Here is a 13,025-nt window from a genome sequence, read left to right as displayed (position 1 = left end):
CAATGGCGATCGGTTCCAAGGACCTGTCCATGGACGCCCTCGACGGCTTCGACAACGACCGTCTTGTCGAGGAGCTGAAGAAGGCCAAGGCCGAGCTGTTCAACCTCCGGTTCCAGTCGGCCACCGGTCAGCTCGAGAGCCACGGTCGACTCAAGGCCGTGCGCCGCGACATCGCCCGGATCTACACCGTGCTCCGTGAGCGCGAGCTGTCGATCCGGACGAACCCGGCCGATGCCAAGGAAGAGGATAAGTGATGGCCGAGCAGACCCAGGCAGCCGCAGCACAGGAGTCGGAGCGCAATTCGCGCAAGACCGAGCGCGGGTACGTCGTCTCCGACAAGATGGACAAGACCATCGTGGTGGAGGTCGAGGACCGCAAGAAGCACCGTCTCTACGGCAAGATCATGCGGAAGACCAGCAAGATCAAGGTCCACGACGAGCAGAACACGGCAGGCATCGGCGACCTCGTCGTCGTGTCCGAGACCCGTCCGCTGTCGGCGACCAAGCGCTGGCGGCTCGTCGAGATCGTCGAGCGCGCCAAGTAAGAGGCCCGCACACGCCCCGGGTTCCCCCGGTCCCGCCCCTTCCGCGGCGGCCACCGGGACTCCCGGGGCAGGGCACACACGTCAACCATCCGTTCCGTCAGGCTCGCCACCGGTGAGAACCGACGAGACGACAGGAGATAAGCAGTGATCCAGCAGGAGTCGCGACTCAAGGTCGCCGACAACACGGGCGCGAAGGAGATCCTCGCGATCCGGATCCTCGGCGGTTCCGGCCGGCGCTATGCCGGCATCGGCGACACGATCGTCGCCACCGTCAAGGACGCCATCCCCGGCGGCAACGTCAAGAAGGGCGACGTCGTCAAGGCGGTCGTCGTCCGCACCGTCAAGGAGCGCCGTCGCGCCGACGGCTCGTACATCAAGTTCGACGAGAACGCAGCGGTCATCCTCAAGACCGACGGCGAGCCTCGTGGAACCCGCATCTTCGGACCCGTCGGGCGCGAGCTGCGCGACAAGAAGTTCATGAAGATCATCTCGCTGGCGCCGGAGGTGTTGTGAGCATGGCAGGAAAGCTCAAGATCAAGAAGGGTGACCTCGTGCAGGTCATCGCCGGTGCCCGCGCCTGGCGCGGGGGCGACCGCGGCAAGCAGGGCAAGGTCCTCGAGGTGTTCCCCGAGACCAACCGCGTCCTCGTCGAGGGCGTCAACCGGGTGACCAAGCACCGCAAGGCCGGCCAGACCGCCTCGGGCGCCACCGCGGGCGGCATCGAGATCCACGAGGCACCGATCCACGTGGCCAAGGTGATGCTCGTCGATCCCAAGGACAACAAGCCGACCCGCGTGGGCTACCGCACCGAGGAAGTCGAGCGCGACGGCCGCACCCGCACCGTGCGGGTCCGCGTCTCGCGTCGTACCGGGGAGGACATCTGATGACCGACAGCACCGTGCAGACCCGCCCGGCACCGCGCCTCAAGCAGGTCTACCGTGAAGACATCGTGCCGAAGCTCCAGGAGGAGTTCGGCTACGGCAACCCGATGCAGGTCCCTGGCCTCGTCAAGGTCGTCGTGAACATGGGTGTCGGAGACGCCGCGCGCGACTCCAAGCTCATCGAGGGCGCGATCCGCGACCTCACCCTCATCACCGGCCAGAAGCCCGTGGTGACGAAGGCCCGGAAGTCGATCGCGCAGTTCAAGCTGCGCGAGGGACAGCCGATCGGCGCCCACGTCACCATGCGCGGGGCCCGGATGTGGGAGTTCCTCGACCGCGTCGTGTCGCTCGCGCTGCCGCGCATCCGCGACTTCCGCGGACTGTCGGACCGCCAGTTCGACGGCAACGGGAACTACACCTTCGGTCTGACCGAGCAGTCGATGTTCCACGAGATCGACCAGGACGCGATCGACCGCGTCCGCGGCATGGACATCACCGTGGTGACCACCGCCAAGACCGACGACGAAGGCCGGGCGCTGCTGCGCCACCTGGGCTTCCCGTTCAAGACCAACTGAATCTCTACGTTGTAGGTCCGACGCGGCGCACGCCGCCGACGAAACCCCAACGAGGAAGGGCAACAGCCCAATGACAATGACTGATCCCGTCGCAGACATGCTCACGCGTCTGCGCAACGCCAACTCGGCGTACCACGAGGATGTCAGCATGCCCTACAGCAAGCTGAAGTCGAACATCGCCGAGATCCTCAAGACCGAGGGCTTCATCTCCGACTGGCGCGTCGCTGACGCCGAGGTCGGCAAGAAGCTCGAGCTCGACCTCAAGTTCGGCCCCAACCGCGAGCGCTCGATCGCCGGCATCCGCCGCGTGTCGAAGCCCGGTCTGCGGGTCTACGCGAAGAGCACGAACCTGCCCAAGGTGCTCGGCGGACTCGGAATCGCGATCCTGTCGACCTCCTCGGGTCTGCTCACCGACAAGCAAGCATCGAAGAAGGGCGTGGGTGGGGAAGTCCTCGCCTACGTCTGGTAAGGAAGGGGGAGAGCACAATGTCACGTATTGGCAAGCAGCCGATCTCCGTTCCCTCCGGTGTCGAGGTGAAGATCGACGGTCGCCGCGTCTCCGTCAAGGGACCGAAGGGCGAGCTCGGACTCACCGTCGCCGAGCCCATCGAGGTCACCCTCGAGGACGGCGCCGTGAGCGTCACCCGTCCGAACGACGAGCGCGAATCGCGTTCGCTCCACGGACTCACCCGCACCCTGATCAACAACCAGATCGTCGGCGTCACCGAGGGCTACTCGAAGTCGCTCGAGATCGTCGGCACCGGTTACCGCGTGCAGGCCAAGGGCTCGAACCTCGAGTTCGCCCTCGGCTACAGCCACTCGATCACCGTCGAGCCGCCGGCCGGGATCACCTTCTCGGTCGAGGGCCAGAACAAGCTGACCGTCTCCGGCATCGACAAGCAGCTCGTCGGCGAGGTGGCGGCAAACATCCGCAAGCTGCGCAAGCCCGAGCCCTACAAGGGCAAGGGTGTGCGCTACGCCGGCGAGAACGTTCGCCGCAAGGTCGGAAAGGCTGGTAAGTGACCATGGCCTTCGGAAAGAAGCAGAGCTACGGCAAGGGGAAGGGCGCTGCACGCGCTCGCCGCCACGTCCGTCTGCGCAAGCACATCAACGGCACTGCCGAGCGTCCCCGTCTCGTCGTCAAGCGATCGAGCCGCCACGTGTTCGTGCAGGTCATCGACGACAGCGTCGGGAAGACCCTGGCATCGGCCTCCACCATGGAAGCCGATCTCCGGTCCGCCGGCGACGACAAGACCACGAAGGCACGCCGGGTCGGCGAGCTCGTCGCCGAGCGCGCCAAGGCCGCGGGCATCGAGTCCGTGGTGTTCGACCGCGGCGGCAACACCTACCACGGTCGTGTCGCCGCGATCGCCGAAGGTGCACGCGAAGGAGGACTGTCCCTGTGAGCACTGAAGAGAACAAGGACCAGCAGGTGGCCCAGACCGAGACCCCGCAGACCGATGACCGCAACCGCGGTCGCGGCCGGGGCCGCGGCGAGGGCGGCGGCCGCGACGGCCGTCGCGGCAACCGGCAGGACCGCGACGACAAGAACCAGTTCATCGAGCACGTCGTCACCATCAACCGCGTGTCGAAGGTGGTCAAGGGCGGACGCCGGTTCTCCTTCACCGCGCTCGTCGTCGTCGGTGACGGCAACGGCATGGTGGGCATGGGCTACGGCAAGGCCAAGGAAGTTCCCGCGGCCATCGCCAAGGGTGTCGAGGAGGCGAAGAAGAACTTCTTCCGCGTCCCCCGCATCCAGAAGACCATCCCGCACCCGGTGCAGGGTGAGGCCGCCGCAGGCGTCGTCCTGCTGCGTCCGGCCGCCCCGGGTACCGGCGTGATCGCCGGCGGTCCGGTCCGCGCCGTCCTCGACTGCGCCGGCGTCCACGACATCCTGTCGAAGTCGCTGGGCTCCTCGAACGCCATCAACATCGTGCACGCCACGATCGCGGCGCTCAAGGGCCTCGAGCGTCCCGAGGAGGTCGCGGCCCGCCGCGGCCTGCCGGTCGACGAAGTCGCGCCGTACGCGATGCTGCGCGCACAGGAGAGCGGAGCGAACGCCTGATGGCACAGCTGAAGATCACGCAGATCAAGTCCGAAATCGGTGGCAAGCAGAACCAGCGCGAAACCCTCCGGAGCCTCGGTCTCAAGAAGATCAACGACGTCGTCGTGAAAGAGGACCGGCCGGAGTTCCGCGGCATGGTGAACACCGTGCGCCACCTGGTGAAGTGCGAAGAGGTGGATTGAGATGGCAGAAGAGAATGTGCTGAAGCTGCACCACCTGCGTCCTGCCCCCGGCGCCAAGACCGCGAAGACCCGTGTGGGTCGCGGTGAGGCGTCGAAGGGCAAGACCGCCGGTCGCGGCACCAAGGGAACGAAGGCTCGTTACCAGGTTCCGCACGGCTTCGAGGGCGGGCAGACCCCGCTCCACATGCGGCTCCCGAAGCTGCGCGGGTTCAAGAACCCGAACAAGGTGACCTTCCAGGTCGTCAACCTCGACAAGCTCTCGTCGCTGTTCCCCGAGGGCGGCACCGTGGGCGTCGAGGACCTGGTCGCCAAGGGCGCCGTGCGCCCCAAGCAGCCGGTCAAGGTGCTGGGCACCGGAGAGATCTCCGTCAAGCTCGACATCACCGCCGACAAGTTCTCCGCGTCCGCGATCGAGAAGATCGAAGCGGCCGGAGGGAAGACGACGACCGCCTGAGGGTGACCCCTCGGCCCGGTCGCTGGGAGGGAGGTCGCCTGCGGGCGGCCTCCCTCCTGTCGCGTCCGCACCCCTGAGCGTGCACCGGGGACCCCCGTCCGGGGCCGGCCGTTCGGTTTCAGGGGCGCGGAACCACCCTGCTACAGTTCAACAGGTACTCTCAACGACTCATCATCCGAGGATCGCCGGCCCCTGCGCACGCGCGCGGCCGCCCGCCTTGGTGGACACCCCCAGGAGGACGCTTGCTCGGCGCAATTGGGCGGGCTTTCAAAACGCCCGATCTGAGGAACAAACTCCTCTTCACACTCGGCGTGATCGTGCTCTACCGGCTCGGCTCGTACATCCCCGCCCCCGGCATCGACTACGCGCAGGTCCAGCAGTGCGTCGCCAACCCGCAGCTCAACCAGGGTGCGTTCGGGCTCGTCAACCTGTTCAGCGGCGGAGCGCTGCTCCAGCTGTCGATCTTCGCGCTCGGCATCATGCCCTACATCACGGCGAGCATCATCACCCAGCTCCTGCGCGTGGTGATCCCGCGCTTCGAGGCGCTCCACAAGGAGGGCGCCTCCGGCCAGGCGAAGCTCACCCAGTACACCCGGTACATGACGATCGGACTGGGCATCCTCAATGCCACGACCCTCGTCTCCACGGTGCGCACCGGTGCGCTGTTCGGCAATGTCGAAGGCTGCCAGGACCTCATCGTCAACGACACCTGGTGGGGCGTCCTCATCATCGTCATCACCCTGACCGCCGGCACCGGCCTCATCATGTGGCTCGGCGAGCAGATCACCGAGCGGGGCGTCGGCAACGGCATGTCGCTGCTGATCTTCACCGCCGTCGCCGCCGGGTTCCCGGCCGCCTTCGGCGCGATCCTCACCTCGCAGGGCATCGACATCTTCCTCATCGTCGTCGCGGTCGGCCTCGCGATCGTCGCGCTCGTGGTGTTCGTCGAGCAGTCCCAGCGCCGCATCCCGGTGCAGTACGCCAAGCGCATGGTCGGCCGCCGGATGTTCGGCGGGACCTCGACCTATATTCCGATCAAGGTCAACCAGGCCGGCGTGATCCCCGTGATCTTCGCCTCCTCGGTCCTCTACCTCCCCAGCCTCATCGCGCAGTTCGGCGACCCCGAGGCGCAGTGGGTGCAGTGGATCACCGAGTACCTCACGACGGGCGACCACCCGATCTACATGCTCGTGTACTTCCTGCTGACGATCTTCTTCACGTACTTCTACGTCGCGATCACCTTCAACCCGGAGGAGGTCGCGGACAACATGAAGAAGTACGGCGGATTCATCCCCGGCATCCGCGCCGGCCGTCCGACCGAGCAGTACCTGAGCTACGTGCTCACCCGGATCACCTTCCCGGGCTCGCTGTACCTCGCGTTCGTCGCGATGATCCCGCTTATCGCGCTCGTGCTCATCGACGCCAACCAGAACTTCCCGTTCGGCGGCACCTCGCTCCTCATCATCGTCGGTGTGGGCCTGGAGACCGTCAAGCAGATCGATTCGCAGATGCAGCAGCGCCACTACGAGGGGCTGCTGCGCTGACCCCGACCGTCTCGGCCGCGCCCGCCCCGGGTACCGGCCGGCGGCGGGACCATCCTGAAAGGAACACACCATGAGCGAACGGATCATCCTCATCGGCCCGCCGGGAGCGGGCAAGGGCACCCAGGCCGCCCGCCTCGCGGAGAAGCTCGGCATCCCGGCGATCTCCACCGGCGACATCTTCCGCGCCAACGTCGCGGGCGAGACCGAGCTCGGGAAGACCGCCAAGCGCTACATGGACGCCGGCGAGTACGTGCCGGACGAGGTCACCAACTCGATGGTCAAGGACCGCCTCGCCCAGGACGACGCCCAGCCCGGGTTCCTGCTCGACGGCTACCCGCGCACCGAGGCGCAGGTCGCCGAGCTCGACTCGATGCTGTCCGAACTCGACGAGTCCCTCGACCATGTCGTCGAGCTCACCGCCGACACCGACGAGGTCGTCGAGCGCCTGCTCGCCCGCGCCCAGCTCCAGGGCCGCTCGGACGACACCGAGGAGGTCATCCGCCACCGCCTCGACGTCTACGCCGAGCAGACGCAGCCGCTCACCCGGATCTACGCCGACCGCGGTCTGCTGCGCCAGGTCGACGGCCTCGGGGAGATCGACGCGATCACCGGCCGCATCCTCGCGCAGATCGGGCACTGAGTGTTCGGTTCCAAGCTGGAGCTCAAGACCGAGGCGCAGATCCGCACGATGCGCCGCGCCGGTCTCGTCACACGGGCGGCCCTCGCGGCCGCCCGTGCCGCGTCCGTGCCCGGGGCCACCACCGCCGAGGTCGACGCAGCCGCGGCCGCCGTCATCGCCGAGGCCGGTGCGCGCTCGAACTTCAAGGGCTATCACGGGTTCCCCGCTGTGGCCTGCATCTCCGTGAACGAGGAGATCGTCCACGGCATCCCCGGCGCGCGCGTCCTCGAGGCCGGCGATCTCGTGTCGATCGACTGCGGAGCGATCGTCGACGGCTATCACGGCGACTCCGCCTTCACCCTCTGCGTCGGCGGCTGGGAGCACGCGAGTGCGGCCGACCGGCGTCTCTCCGACATCACCGAGGAATCGATGTGGGCCGGCATCGCGGCCTTCGCCCGCGCCAAGCGGGTCGGCGAGATCGGTGCGGCGATCGAGGAGTTCGCGCTGGCCGAGGCTCCGGACCTCGGGCTGCTCGAGGACTACACCGGGCACGGCATCGGCACGCAGATGCACATGGAGCCCGAGGTGCTCAACTACCGGGCCAGGAACATGGGGCCGAAGATCCGGCCCGGGCTGTGCCTGGCGATCGAGCCGATGCTCGTCGCCGGTGACATCGCCTCGCGCACCCTCGACGACGACTGGACCGTCGTCACCGTCGACGGGGCGCGGGCCGCCCACTGGGAGCACACAGTGGCTCGCCACGAGCGCGGGATCTGGGTGCTCACCGCCGAGGACGGCGGGGCCGAGCGCCTCGCCGCCTACGGCGTGACCCCGGTGCCGCTCGAGGACTGACGCGGCACCGGCGGGCCACCGGGCCCGCCGAACGGACCGGCCGGAGTGCGTGTGCACTCCGGCCGTCGTCGTATCCAGCGGTGAAGCGGGCGCGGGCGTCACGTGGACGCACCCGGATCAGACCTGTGCGGCAGCGGCCCGGGTGTCCGGCACCTCCCTCATCTTCCCGCGGACTCCCAGGAAGGTTCCCAGATAGGTCCCGCCTGCTGCCAGGAGACCGAGTGCGAACATCCATGTCGCGGTGGTGGTGATGCCTGCACCGACGATCATGAATGCTGCGAAGGCGATGACTACGGTGAGCGAGGCCGCCACGCTGGCCGCGGCGAGGGAGAAGCTGTGGGCAGCGCGAGCTCTCTCGAGCGCTGCTGCGAAGGACTGGGACATGGTGGACCTTTCTGAGACAACGGGTATCGCTGTCCACGCTATGGTGGCGGTTCACCCCTTGCCACGTCCTCCCGAAACGGAGACGAACAGTGACGGATCAGCACCGCTACCGCATCACCCGCGGTGGTTTCGACGTGGTCTCCGTGTTCGGCTCGCTCGGGGCGAGCGCAGTGCCGGGGCCGGTGATCACCTCGGTCCTCGCTCTCCACGGCTACAGCGAATCCGCTGCTCGCAACCAGGTCGTGCGCCTCGTCTCACGCGGTCTGCTGCACCGGTCCCAGGTGGGAAGGATCGCCGTGTACCGCCTCGCCGAGGCCCTGCGTCCGAGCTATGGGCGGCTCGCCGGGCGGGTGGAGCACACGGAGTTCTCCGGGGCGTTCGCCGCCGTCGTCCTGTCGATCCCCGAGGCTCGTCGCTCCGATCGTGACCGCGTGCTCTACCTTGCACGGAGATCCGGCTACCGGCCGCTCCGGCCGGGAGTGCTCATCGCTCTCACCGAGGCGGTCGCCGGGTTCCGGGCTGAGGTCGGTGCGGACATCGGGGTCGAAGGCAGGGCCTGGCTCGAGTTCTGCTCCCTCGTGCCCGAAGACATGGACCAGGCCCGGCGATGGGCCGACCGGGCATTCGGGATCGCCGCGCTGCGAAGCATGATCGGCGATGCCGAGGCGCGGGTCGCCGCAGCACTCGGCGGCTCCGAACTCGGCCTGGTCGATTACTTCGATCTCTACTATGCAGTCTCCGGCGAGCTCATGAGCGCACCGGTCCTGCCGGCAGACCTCGCCCCCGGCCTCGACATCCACACCCGGCTGGGCCACTGCATGAGCACGCTCAACGAGTACTACTGGGCAGCGTTCGGCCCCGCCGTGCTGAGCCGGGTGCAGGCGCTGCCGAATGCGGACCTCATCGAGTGGGATCCGCAGGCGCCTCCTGCCGACCGTCGATCGCCTCGGCCATCCGTTCGACGATCTCCGTGAGGACCGCCCGCGGGGTCGCGGTGTTGATGCGCACGTGCCCGGCGCCGGCCTCACCGCACTCGCGGCCGTTCGTCAGCGCGATCCCGGCGGACTCGCGGAGGAACCGGGCGGGGTCCTCGCCGAGGTCGTAGGCCCGCAGGTCAACCCAGGCGATGTAGCTCCCGGCGGACGGCAGGTGTCCCGCTTCCGGCAGCCGCTCGGCGAGGAGGGCAGCGAGCGCTGCGCGGTTGTCGTCGAGGTAGGCCAGCAGCTCCGCCAGCCAGTCCCCACCCTCCCGGTAGGCCGCGGTCGTCGCGACGATGCCGGGGCTCGCCGTCGAGTGCGCGACGAACTCGCCGAGCTCGGCGAACCGGGCGGCGTCGACGCGGTTCGTGAACACCATCTGCGCGCACTTGAGGCCCGGGATGTTGAACGCCTTGGAGGCCGACAGCGCGGTGATCGAGTGCTCTCCGGCAGCCTCGGACACCGTGGCGTAGGGGATGTGGCGGGCGCCCGGGAAGACGAGCGGGGCATGGATCTCGTCGGCGAACACCCGGGACCCCGTGGCCTCGACGATCCGGCTGATGGCCTCGAGCTCGGTGCGCTCGTAGACGTTGCCGATCGGGTTGTGGGGATTGCAGAGGACGAGCAGCCCGCCGCCGGCGAGCGCGGACTGGAGGGCGGGCCCGTCGACGTCCCAGCCGTCGGCGGTGCGGATCATCGGCACCTCGCGGATCTCGCGTCCGCACAGCGGCGGCACCTTGAAGAACGGCATGTACGCCGGGGTCATGAGGACGACCGGGGTGCCCGGTGCGGTGAACAGGTCGATCATCGCGCGGTACGCGGTGATGACATCGGGCACCGCGGCGACCTGTGCGGGGGCGATGTCCCAGCCGAAGCTCCGTGCGCAGTGCTCGGCGGTGGCCTCGCGGAGATCCCGGAGCATCGCCGGCGGCGTGTAGGTGAAGAGCTCCTTCTCGGTGAGCTCGGCGAGGGCCGAGTGCACGGCCGGGGCGGTGCCGAAGTCGGCCTCGGCGATGAAGGCGCCCAGGGTCTCGGGGATCGCGGTCCACTTGAGGCCGCCGCGGGCGCGGAGCTGGTCCGGGGTGTACTCGGGAATCGTCATGCCTCCACGGTACCGCTCGGTCGGCGGGGCCTCAGCGCAGGCGGGGGCCGACATTGACGCTGATGAACGTGCGGCGGAGCTGGGCCGCGGAGAGGAACAGATCGGTGCGCCGGGGTTCGCCCTCGGTGCCGCCGAGCGGATTGTGCACATGGACCCGCAGCGGCTCGTGCGGGTCGGGTGAGCCGTCCTCGCTCAGCCGGGCGACCCGCCGCACCACGTAGACGTGGCCGTCCATGACGGCGACCGAGCGGTGCGGGTCGTCCTCCCGCGGCACCCGGAACGATCCGCCGGGTCGCACGAGCGTCGAGGCGACGACCGGACGTCCGGCCGCGAGCCAGTGCTCGATCCGCGACAGGCGCAGCGGGACCGGCCGGGCCGGGCACCACCGGCCGGTGAGGAGCCCGAGCGCGACGCCGGCGAAGTCCCCCTGGATCCGCCGGTAGGAGCCGCGCCCGTAGGTCAGTGCGGCCGCCTTCTCCACGAGCGAGGCGGCGTTCGGTCGCAACCGGCGGTCCCCGGCGCGGTGCGCGGCGGGCACGCGGGGGCTGAGCGTCACCCAGCGGGCCCCCGGCGTGTGGAGCCGCACCTCGACGAGCCCGTTGTCGGTGGGACGGACGAGCGAGGCGGTGAATCCGGGGCGCATGTGCTCGCAGGCGGCGAGCACTGCGATGAACCAGCAGTCGCTCAGACGTCCCTGCCGGATCGAGAGCGGTCGGACGGGCCGGTTCCGTTCCCCCTCCGCCGGCCGCGCAGCGGCGGACCCGGGGGCGGTGAGGCCGCGCAGCGGCACGGGGACCCAGCGGGCCGGCCCGCGCGGCACCGGTTCGAGCGCCGGCACGGTGTTGAGGGCGCGGGCCACCTCGGCGGCGGAGAGGTCGTGGGCGGCGGCGAGGAGCCGGGGGCCGCGCCGGTCGTCGATGCGCAGGCGGCTGCGGAGGCGCCCCGTCAGGGAGGAGGAGCGGCCGCGGGCGGGACGGAGCTCGGCGGACAGGGCGCCGAGGTCGGCGCGGGGGAGCGGGTCGACGGCGAGCAGCGTGCGGAGCAGACGGAGATCCTCGGCCCGGCGCGCCCGCACGGAGCGGGGCCGACGGACGCGACGACGCTCGGTTGGCATGCGCGACCCGATTCCGGTAGAGTAGTTCACTGGTCTGTTATGGGCAAGGAAAGAACCCGCCGTGTCGCACCCGAGCTTAGCGCACGGAGGCCCGCCGGCGGTGGATTCCCCACCTGCAGATCCCGGTCGAATCGGAACCCGCCCGGGAGACCGAAGAGGATCCGAGATACGAACGATGCGTGGCCGTCCTGCGGCCACGGGAAGATGAGGTTGACGAACGATATGGCCAAAAAAGAAGGGGTCATTGAGATCGAGGGCTCTGTTGTGGAGGCTCTGCCGAACGCCATGTTCCGCGTCGAGCTGACCAACGGGCACAAGGTGCTCGCGCACATCTCCGGAAAGATGCGCCAGCACTACATCCGCATCCTCCCCGAGGACCGCGTCGTGGTGGAGCTGTCTCCCTACGACCTGTCCCGCGGACGTATCGTCTACCGGTACAAGTAAACGGTCTTTTCGACAGTTTTCGCCGCTCACAGCCCCCGGGTCCTGGCCCGGGGTCTTCGCGGTGAGAAGAAGGATTAACGATGAAGGTCAAGCCCAGCGTCAAGAAGATCTGTGAGAAGTGCAAGGTCATCCGGCGCAACAGCCGCGTCATGGTGATCTGCGACAACCCGCGCCACAAGCAGCGTCAGGGCTGATTCGCTCACCTCGAGCAGATCGACACAGCTGTGCCGCACCCGCGGCGCCAGCGAGCACCACACCCAAGCAGGCCTCGCCCCCTGGACACAGGACGACACCCGCGGCTCGGAGGCCGCGGACCGGTGAGAGCACCGGACAGGTCTGAGCAAGCACCTCCGAACAACCCATGGAGTACACACAATGGCACGTCTTGCCGGAGTCGACCTCCCGCGTGAGAAGCGCGTGGAAGTCGCCCTGACATACATTTTCGGTGTGGGCCGCACTCGTGCGAGCCAGACCCTGACGGAGACCGGGATCAACCCGGACACCCGCGTGAAAGATCTGTCCGATGCCGAGCTCGTGCAGCTGCGCGACTACATCGAAGGCACATTCAAGGTAGAGGGCGACCTCCGTCGCGAGGTCGCCGCCGACATTCGCCGCAAGGTCGAGATCGGCAGCTACGAAGGCCTGCGCCACCGCCGGGGACTCCCCGTCCGCGGCCAGCGCACCAAGACCAATGCGCGCACCCGCAAGGGCCCCAAGCGCACGGTGGCCGGTAAGAAGAAGTAAGCCCTCCAGCCTTCGAATCAGGAGAATCCACACTTATGCCTCCCAAGACACGCGCAGCCTCCGCTGCCCGCAAGACCCGCCGCAAGGACAAGAAGAACGTCGTCAACGGCCAGGCCCACATCAAGTCGACGTTCAACAACACGATCGTGTCGATCACCGACCCGACCGGAGCCGTGATCTCATGGGCTTCCTCCGGTGAGGTCGGCTTCAAGGGCTCCCGCAAGTCCACCCCGTACGCTGCGCAGATGGCCGCGGAGTCCGCCGCCCGCCGCGCCCAGGAGCACGGCCTCAAGAAGGTCGACGTGTTCGTCAAGGGCCCGGGCTCCGGACGCGAGACCGCGATCCGCTCCCTCCAGGCCGCCGGCCTCGAGCTGGGCACCATCCAGGACGTCACCCCGACGCCGCACAACGGCTGCCGCCCGCCCAAGCGCCGGCGCGGCTGACCCGGACCGGCCGGACGATCCGGCGGACCCCACGGGTCCGCTGCGATCGGACGCCGGGCCACCCACCACCGCAAGCGTCACGAGTAGCGATACTCTCAAGT

22 protein-coding genes are annotated in these 13,025 nt (G+C 68.6%); 19 read left to right on the top strand and 3 right to left on the bottom strand.

The window, feature by feature from the left end; all coding sequences use genetic code 11:
• Window positions 1-2 precede the first annotated feature (2 nt).
• The 14 genes from rpmC (at window position 3) to map (ending at window position 7,716) form a co-directional block, all read left to right on the top strand.
• Window positions 3-254, top strand: coding sequence for a 50S ribosomal protein L29 (gene rpmC, locus FDF13_RS00395; RefSeq protein WP_137320279.1), 252 nt, complete (start codon window positions 3-5; stop codon window positions 252-254).
• Window positions 254-544: a 30S ribosomal protein S17 gene (gene rpsQ, locus FDF13_RS00390; RefSeq protein ID WP_137317972.1), complete on the top strand. Its 291-nt coding sequence runs from the start codon at window positions 254-256 to the stop codon at window positions 542-544. The genes rpmC and rpsQ overlap by 1 nt, the downstream gene beginning before the upstream one ends.
• A 144-nt stretch (window positions 545-688) precedes the next feature.
• Window positions 689-1,057, top strand: a complete 369-nt coding sequence (gene rplN, locus FDF13_RS00385) for a 50S ribosomal protein L14 (RefSeq protein ID WP_137317971.1) — start codon at window positions 689-691, stop codon at window positions 1,055-1,057.
• A gap of 2 nt (window positions 1,058-1,059) precedes the next feature.
• On the top strand, window positions 1,060-1,428 hold the full coding sequence (rplX, locus tag FDF13_RS00380) for a 50S ribosomal protein L24 (RefSeq protein WP_137317970.1): 369 nt from the start codon (window positions 1,060-1,062) through the stop codon (window positions 1,426-1,428).
• The gene (rplE, locus tag FDF13_RS00375) at window positions 1,428-2,000 is read left to right on the top strand and encodes a 50S ribosomal protein L5 (RefSeq protein WP_137317969.1); all 573 of its coding nucleotides are present in this window, start codon (window positions 1,428-1,430) and stop codon (window positions 1,998-2,000) included. Before rplX ends, rplE begins: the two co-directional genes overlap by 1 nt.
• A 70-nt stretch (window positions 2,001-2,070) precedes the next feature.
• On the top strand, window positions 2,071-2,469 hold the full coding sequence (gene rpsH / locus FDF13_RS00370; protein WP_101652137.1) for a 30S ribosomal protein S8: 399 nt from the start codon (window positions 2,071-2,073) through the stop codon (window positions 2,467-2,469).
• A gap of 17 nt (window positions 2,470-2,486) precedes the next feature.
• On the top strand, window positions 2,487-3,023 hold the full coding sequence (gene rplF, locus FDF13_RS00365; RefSeq protein ID WP_137317968.1) for a 50S ribosomal protein L6: 537 nt from the start codon (window positions 2,487-2,489) through the stop codon (window positions 3,021-3,023).
• Window positions 3,024-3,025: 2 nt separating this feature from the next.
• Window positions 3,026-3,406, top strand: a complete 381-nt coding sequence (gene rplR, locus FDF13_RS00360) for a 50S ribosomal protein L18 (RefSeq protein ID WP_137320278.1) — start codon at window positions 3,026-3,028, stop codon at window positions 3,404-3,406.
• Between the two features lie 26 nt (window positions 3,407-3,432).
• The gene (rpsE, locus tag FDF13_RS00355; RefSeq protein WP_137320277.1) at window positions 3,433-4,065 is read left to right on the top strand and encodes a 30S ribosomal protein S5; all 633 of its coding nucleotides are present in this window, start codon (window positions 3,433-3,435) and stop codon (window positions 4,063-4,065) included.
• On the top strand, window positions 4,065-4,247 hold the full coding sequence (gene rpmD, locus FDF13_RS00350; protein ID WP_101652129.1) for a 50S ribosomal protein L30: 183 nt from the start codon (window positions 4,065-4,067) through the stop codon (window positions 4,245-4,247). The genes rpsE and rpmD overlap by 1 nt, the downstream gene beginning before the upstream one ends.
• Before the next feature lies 1 nt (window position 4,248).
• Complete coding sequence (rplO, locus tag FDF13_RS00345) at window positions 4,249-4,701, top strand: 50S ribosomal protein L15 (protein WP_137317966.1); 453 nt, start codon at window positions 4,249-4,251, stop codon at window positions 4,699-4,701.
• A gap of 242 nt (window positions 4,702-4,943) precedes the next feature.
• On the top strand, window positions 4,944-6,245 hold the full coding sequence (gene secY / locus FDF13_RS00340) for a preprotein translocase subunit SecY (protein ID WP_137317965.1): 1,302 nt from the start codon (window positions 4,944-4,946) through the stop codon (window positions 6,243-6,245).
• Window positions 6,246-6,315: 70 nt separating this feature from the next.
• Complete coding sequence (locus FDF13_RS00335; RefSeq protein WP_137317964.1) at window positions 6,316-6,885, top strand: adenylate kinase; 570 nt, start codon at window positions 6,316-6,318, stop codon at window positions 6,883-6,885.
• Window positions 6,886-7,716 (top strand): type I methionyl aminopeptidase, encoded by an 831-nt coding sequence (map, locus tag FDF13_RS00330; RefSeq protein ID WP_137317963.1) that lies wholly within the window; start codon window positions 6,886-6,888, stop codon window positions 7,714-7,716.
• A gap of 117 nt (window positions 7,717-7,833) precedes the next feature.
• Here the strand turns inward: map and FDF13_RS00325 are convergent, their stop codons facing one another.
• The gene (locus tag FDF13_RS00325) at window positions 7,834-8,100 is read right to left on the bottom strand and encodes a hypothetical protein (RefSeq protein WP_137317962.1); all 267 of its coding nucleotides are present in this window, start codon (window positions 8,098-8,100) and stop codon (window positions 7,834-7,836) included.
• An 89-nt stretch (window positions 8,101-8,189) separates the two neighbouring features.
• Here FDF13_RS00325 and FDF13_RS00320 point away from each other — a divergent pair, with 89 nt between their 5' ends.
• Entirely contained in the window at window positions 8,190-9,074 is an 885-nt protein-coding gene (locus FDF13_RS00320) for a hypothetical protein (protein WP_175406786.1), read from the top strand.
• On the opposite strand, the gene FDF13_RS00315 is transcribed toward FDF13_RS00320, so the two are convergent.
• Window positions 9,001-10,179 carry a MalY/PatB family protein gene (locus tag FDF13_RS00315; protein ID WP_137317960.1) on the bottom strand — a complete coding sequence of 393 codons (1,179 nt, stop codon included), beginning with the start codon at window positions 10,177-10,179 and terminating at the stop codon, window positions 9,001-9,003. The genes FDF13_RS00320 and FDF13_RS00315 overlap by 74 nt on opposite strands.
• A 31-nt stretch (window positions 10,180-10,210) precedes the next feature.
• Window positions 10,211-11,293 (bottom strand): C2 family cysteine protease, encoded by a 1,083-nt coding sequence (locus FDF13_RS00310; protein WP_137317959.1) that lies wholly within the window; start codon window positions 11,291-11,293, stop codon window positions 10,211-10,213.
• 222 nt (window positions 11,294-11,515) lie between these two features.
• On the opposite strand from FDF13_RS00310, the gene infA reads away from it, so the two are divergent.
• From infA to rpsK, 4 genes are all read left to right on the top strand, one after another.
• Window positions 11,516-11,737, top strand: a complete 222-nt coding sequence (gene infA / locus FDF13_RS00305) for a translation initiation factor IF-1 (protein ID WP_137317958.1) — start codon at window positions 11,516-11,518, stop codon at window positions 11,735-11,737.
• Between the two features lie 80 nt (window positions 11,738-11,817).
• Complete coding sequence (gene rpmJ, locus FDF13_RS00300) at window positions 11,818-11,931, top strand: 50S ribosomal protein L36 (protein ID WP_101652107.1); 114 nt, start codon at window positions 11,818-11,820, stop codon at window positions 11,929-11,931.
• Window positions 11,932-12,112: 181 nt separating this feature from the next.
• Window positions 12,113-12,481 carry a 30S ribosomal protein S13 gene (gene rpsM / locus FDF13_RS00295; protein WP_137317957.1) on the top strand — a complete coding sequence of 123 codons (369 nt, stop codon included), beginning with the start codon at window positions 12,113-12,115 and terminating at the stop codon, window positions 12,479-12,481.
• A 35-nt stretch (window positions 12,482-12,516) separates the two neighbouring features.
• Window positions 12,517-12,924, top strand: a complete 408-nt coding sequence (rpsK, locus tag FDF13_RS00290; RefSeq protein WP_137317956.1) for a 30S ribosomal protein S11 — start codon at window positions 12,517-12,519, stop codon at window positions 12,922-12,924.
• Window positions 12,925-13,025: the final 101 nt, after the last annotated feature.

It is taken from the genome of Brevibacterium sp. CS2, from assembly GCF_005280295.1.
Taxonomy (GTDB): domain Bacteria; phylum Actinomycetota; class Actinomycetes; order Actinomycetales; family Brevibacteriaceae; genus Brevibacterium; species Brevibacterium pityocampae.
Note: the sequence above shows the minus strand (reverse complement) of the source record. Positions and strands in the feature narration are given on the sequence as shown.

Excerpts from the sequence above, each read along its gene's own strand:
- rpsH (WP_101652137.1), top strand. The coding sequence starts at position 2,071 with ATGACAATGACTGATCCCGTCGCAGACATGCTCACGCGTCTGCGCAAC.
- rplR (WP_137320278.1), top strand. The coding sequence starts at position 3,026 with ATGGCCTTCGGAAAGAAGCAGAGCTACGGCAAGGGGAAGGGCGCTGCA.
- rpsK (WP_137317956.1), top strand. The coding sequence starts at position 12,517 with ATGCCTCCCAAGACACGCGCAGCCTCCGCTGCCCGCAAGACCCGCCGC.
- rpmC (WP_137320279.1), top strand. The coding sequence starts at position 3 with ATGGCGATCGGTTCCAAGGACCTGTCCATGGACGCCCTCGACGGCTTC.
- FDF13_RS00325 (WP_137317962.1), bottom strand. The coding sequence starts at position 8,100 with ATGTCCCAGTCCTTCGCAGCAGCGCTCGAGAGAGCTCGCGCTGCCCAC.
- FDF13_RS00310 (WP_137317959.1), bottom strand. The coding sequence starts at position 11,293 with ATGCCAACCGAGCGTCGTCGCGTCCGTCGGCCCCGCTCCGTGCGGGCG.
- rplE (WP_137317969.1), top strand. The coding sequence starts at position 1,428 with ATGACCGACAGCACCGTGCAGACCCGCCCGGCACCGCGCCTCAAGCAG.
- FDF13_RS00315 (WP_137317960.1), bottom strand. The coding sequence starts at position 10,179 with ATGACGATTCCCGAGTACACCCCGGACCAGCTCCGCGCCCGCGGCGGC.
- infA (WP_137317958.1), top strand. The coding sequence starts at position 11,516 with ATGGCCAAAAAAGAAGGGGTCATTGAGATCGAGGGCTCTGTTGTGGAG.
- rplO (WP_137317966.1), top strand. The coding sequence starts at position 4,249 with ATGGCAGAAGAGAATGTGCTGAAGCTGCACCACCTGCGTCCTGCCCCC.
- rpmD (WP_101652129.1), top strand. The coding sequence starts at position 4,065 with ATGGCACAGCTGAAGATCACGCAGATCAAGTCCGAAATCGGTGGCAAG.
- FDF13_RS00335 (WP_137317964.1), top strand. The coding sequence starts at position 6,316 with ATGAGCGAACGGATCATCCTCATCGGCCCGCCGGGAGCGGGCAAGGGC.
- rpsQ (WP_137317972.1), top strand. The coding sequence starts at position 254 with ATGGCCGAGCAGACCCAGGCAGCCGCAGCACAGGAGTCGGAGCGCAAT.
- rplX (WP_137317970.1), top strand. The coding sequence starts at position 1,060 with ATGGCAGGAAAGCTCAAGATCAAGAAGGGTGACCTCGTGCAGGTCATC.
- rplF (WP_137317968.1), top strand. The coding sequence starts at position 2,487 with ATGTCACGTATTGGCAAGCAGCCGATCTCCGTTCCCTCCGGTGTCGAG.
- rpmJ (WP_101652107.1), top strand. The coding sequence starts at position 11,818 with ATGAAGGTCAAGCCCAGCGTCAAGAAGATCTGTGAGAAGTGCAAGGTC.
- rpsM (WP_137317957.1), top strand. The coding sequence starts at position 12,113 with ATGGCACGTCTTGCCGGAGTCGACCTCCCGCGTGAGAAGCGCGTGGAA.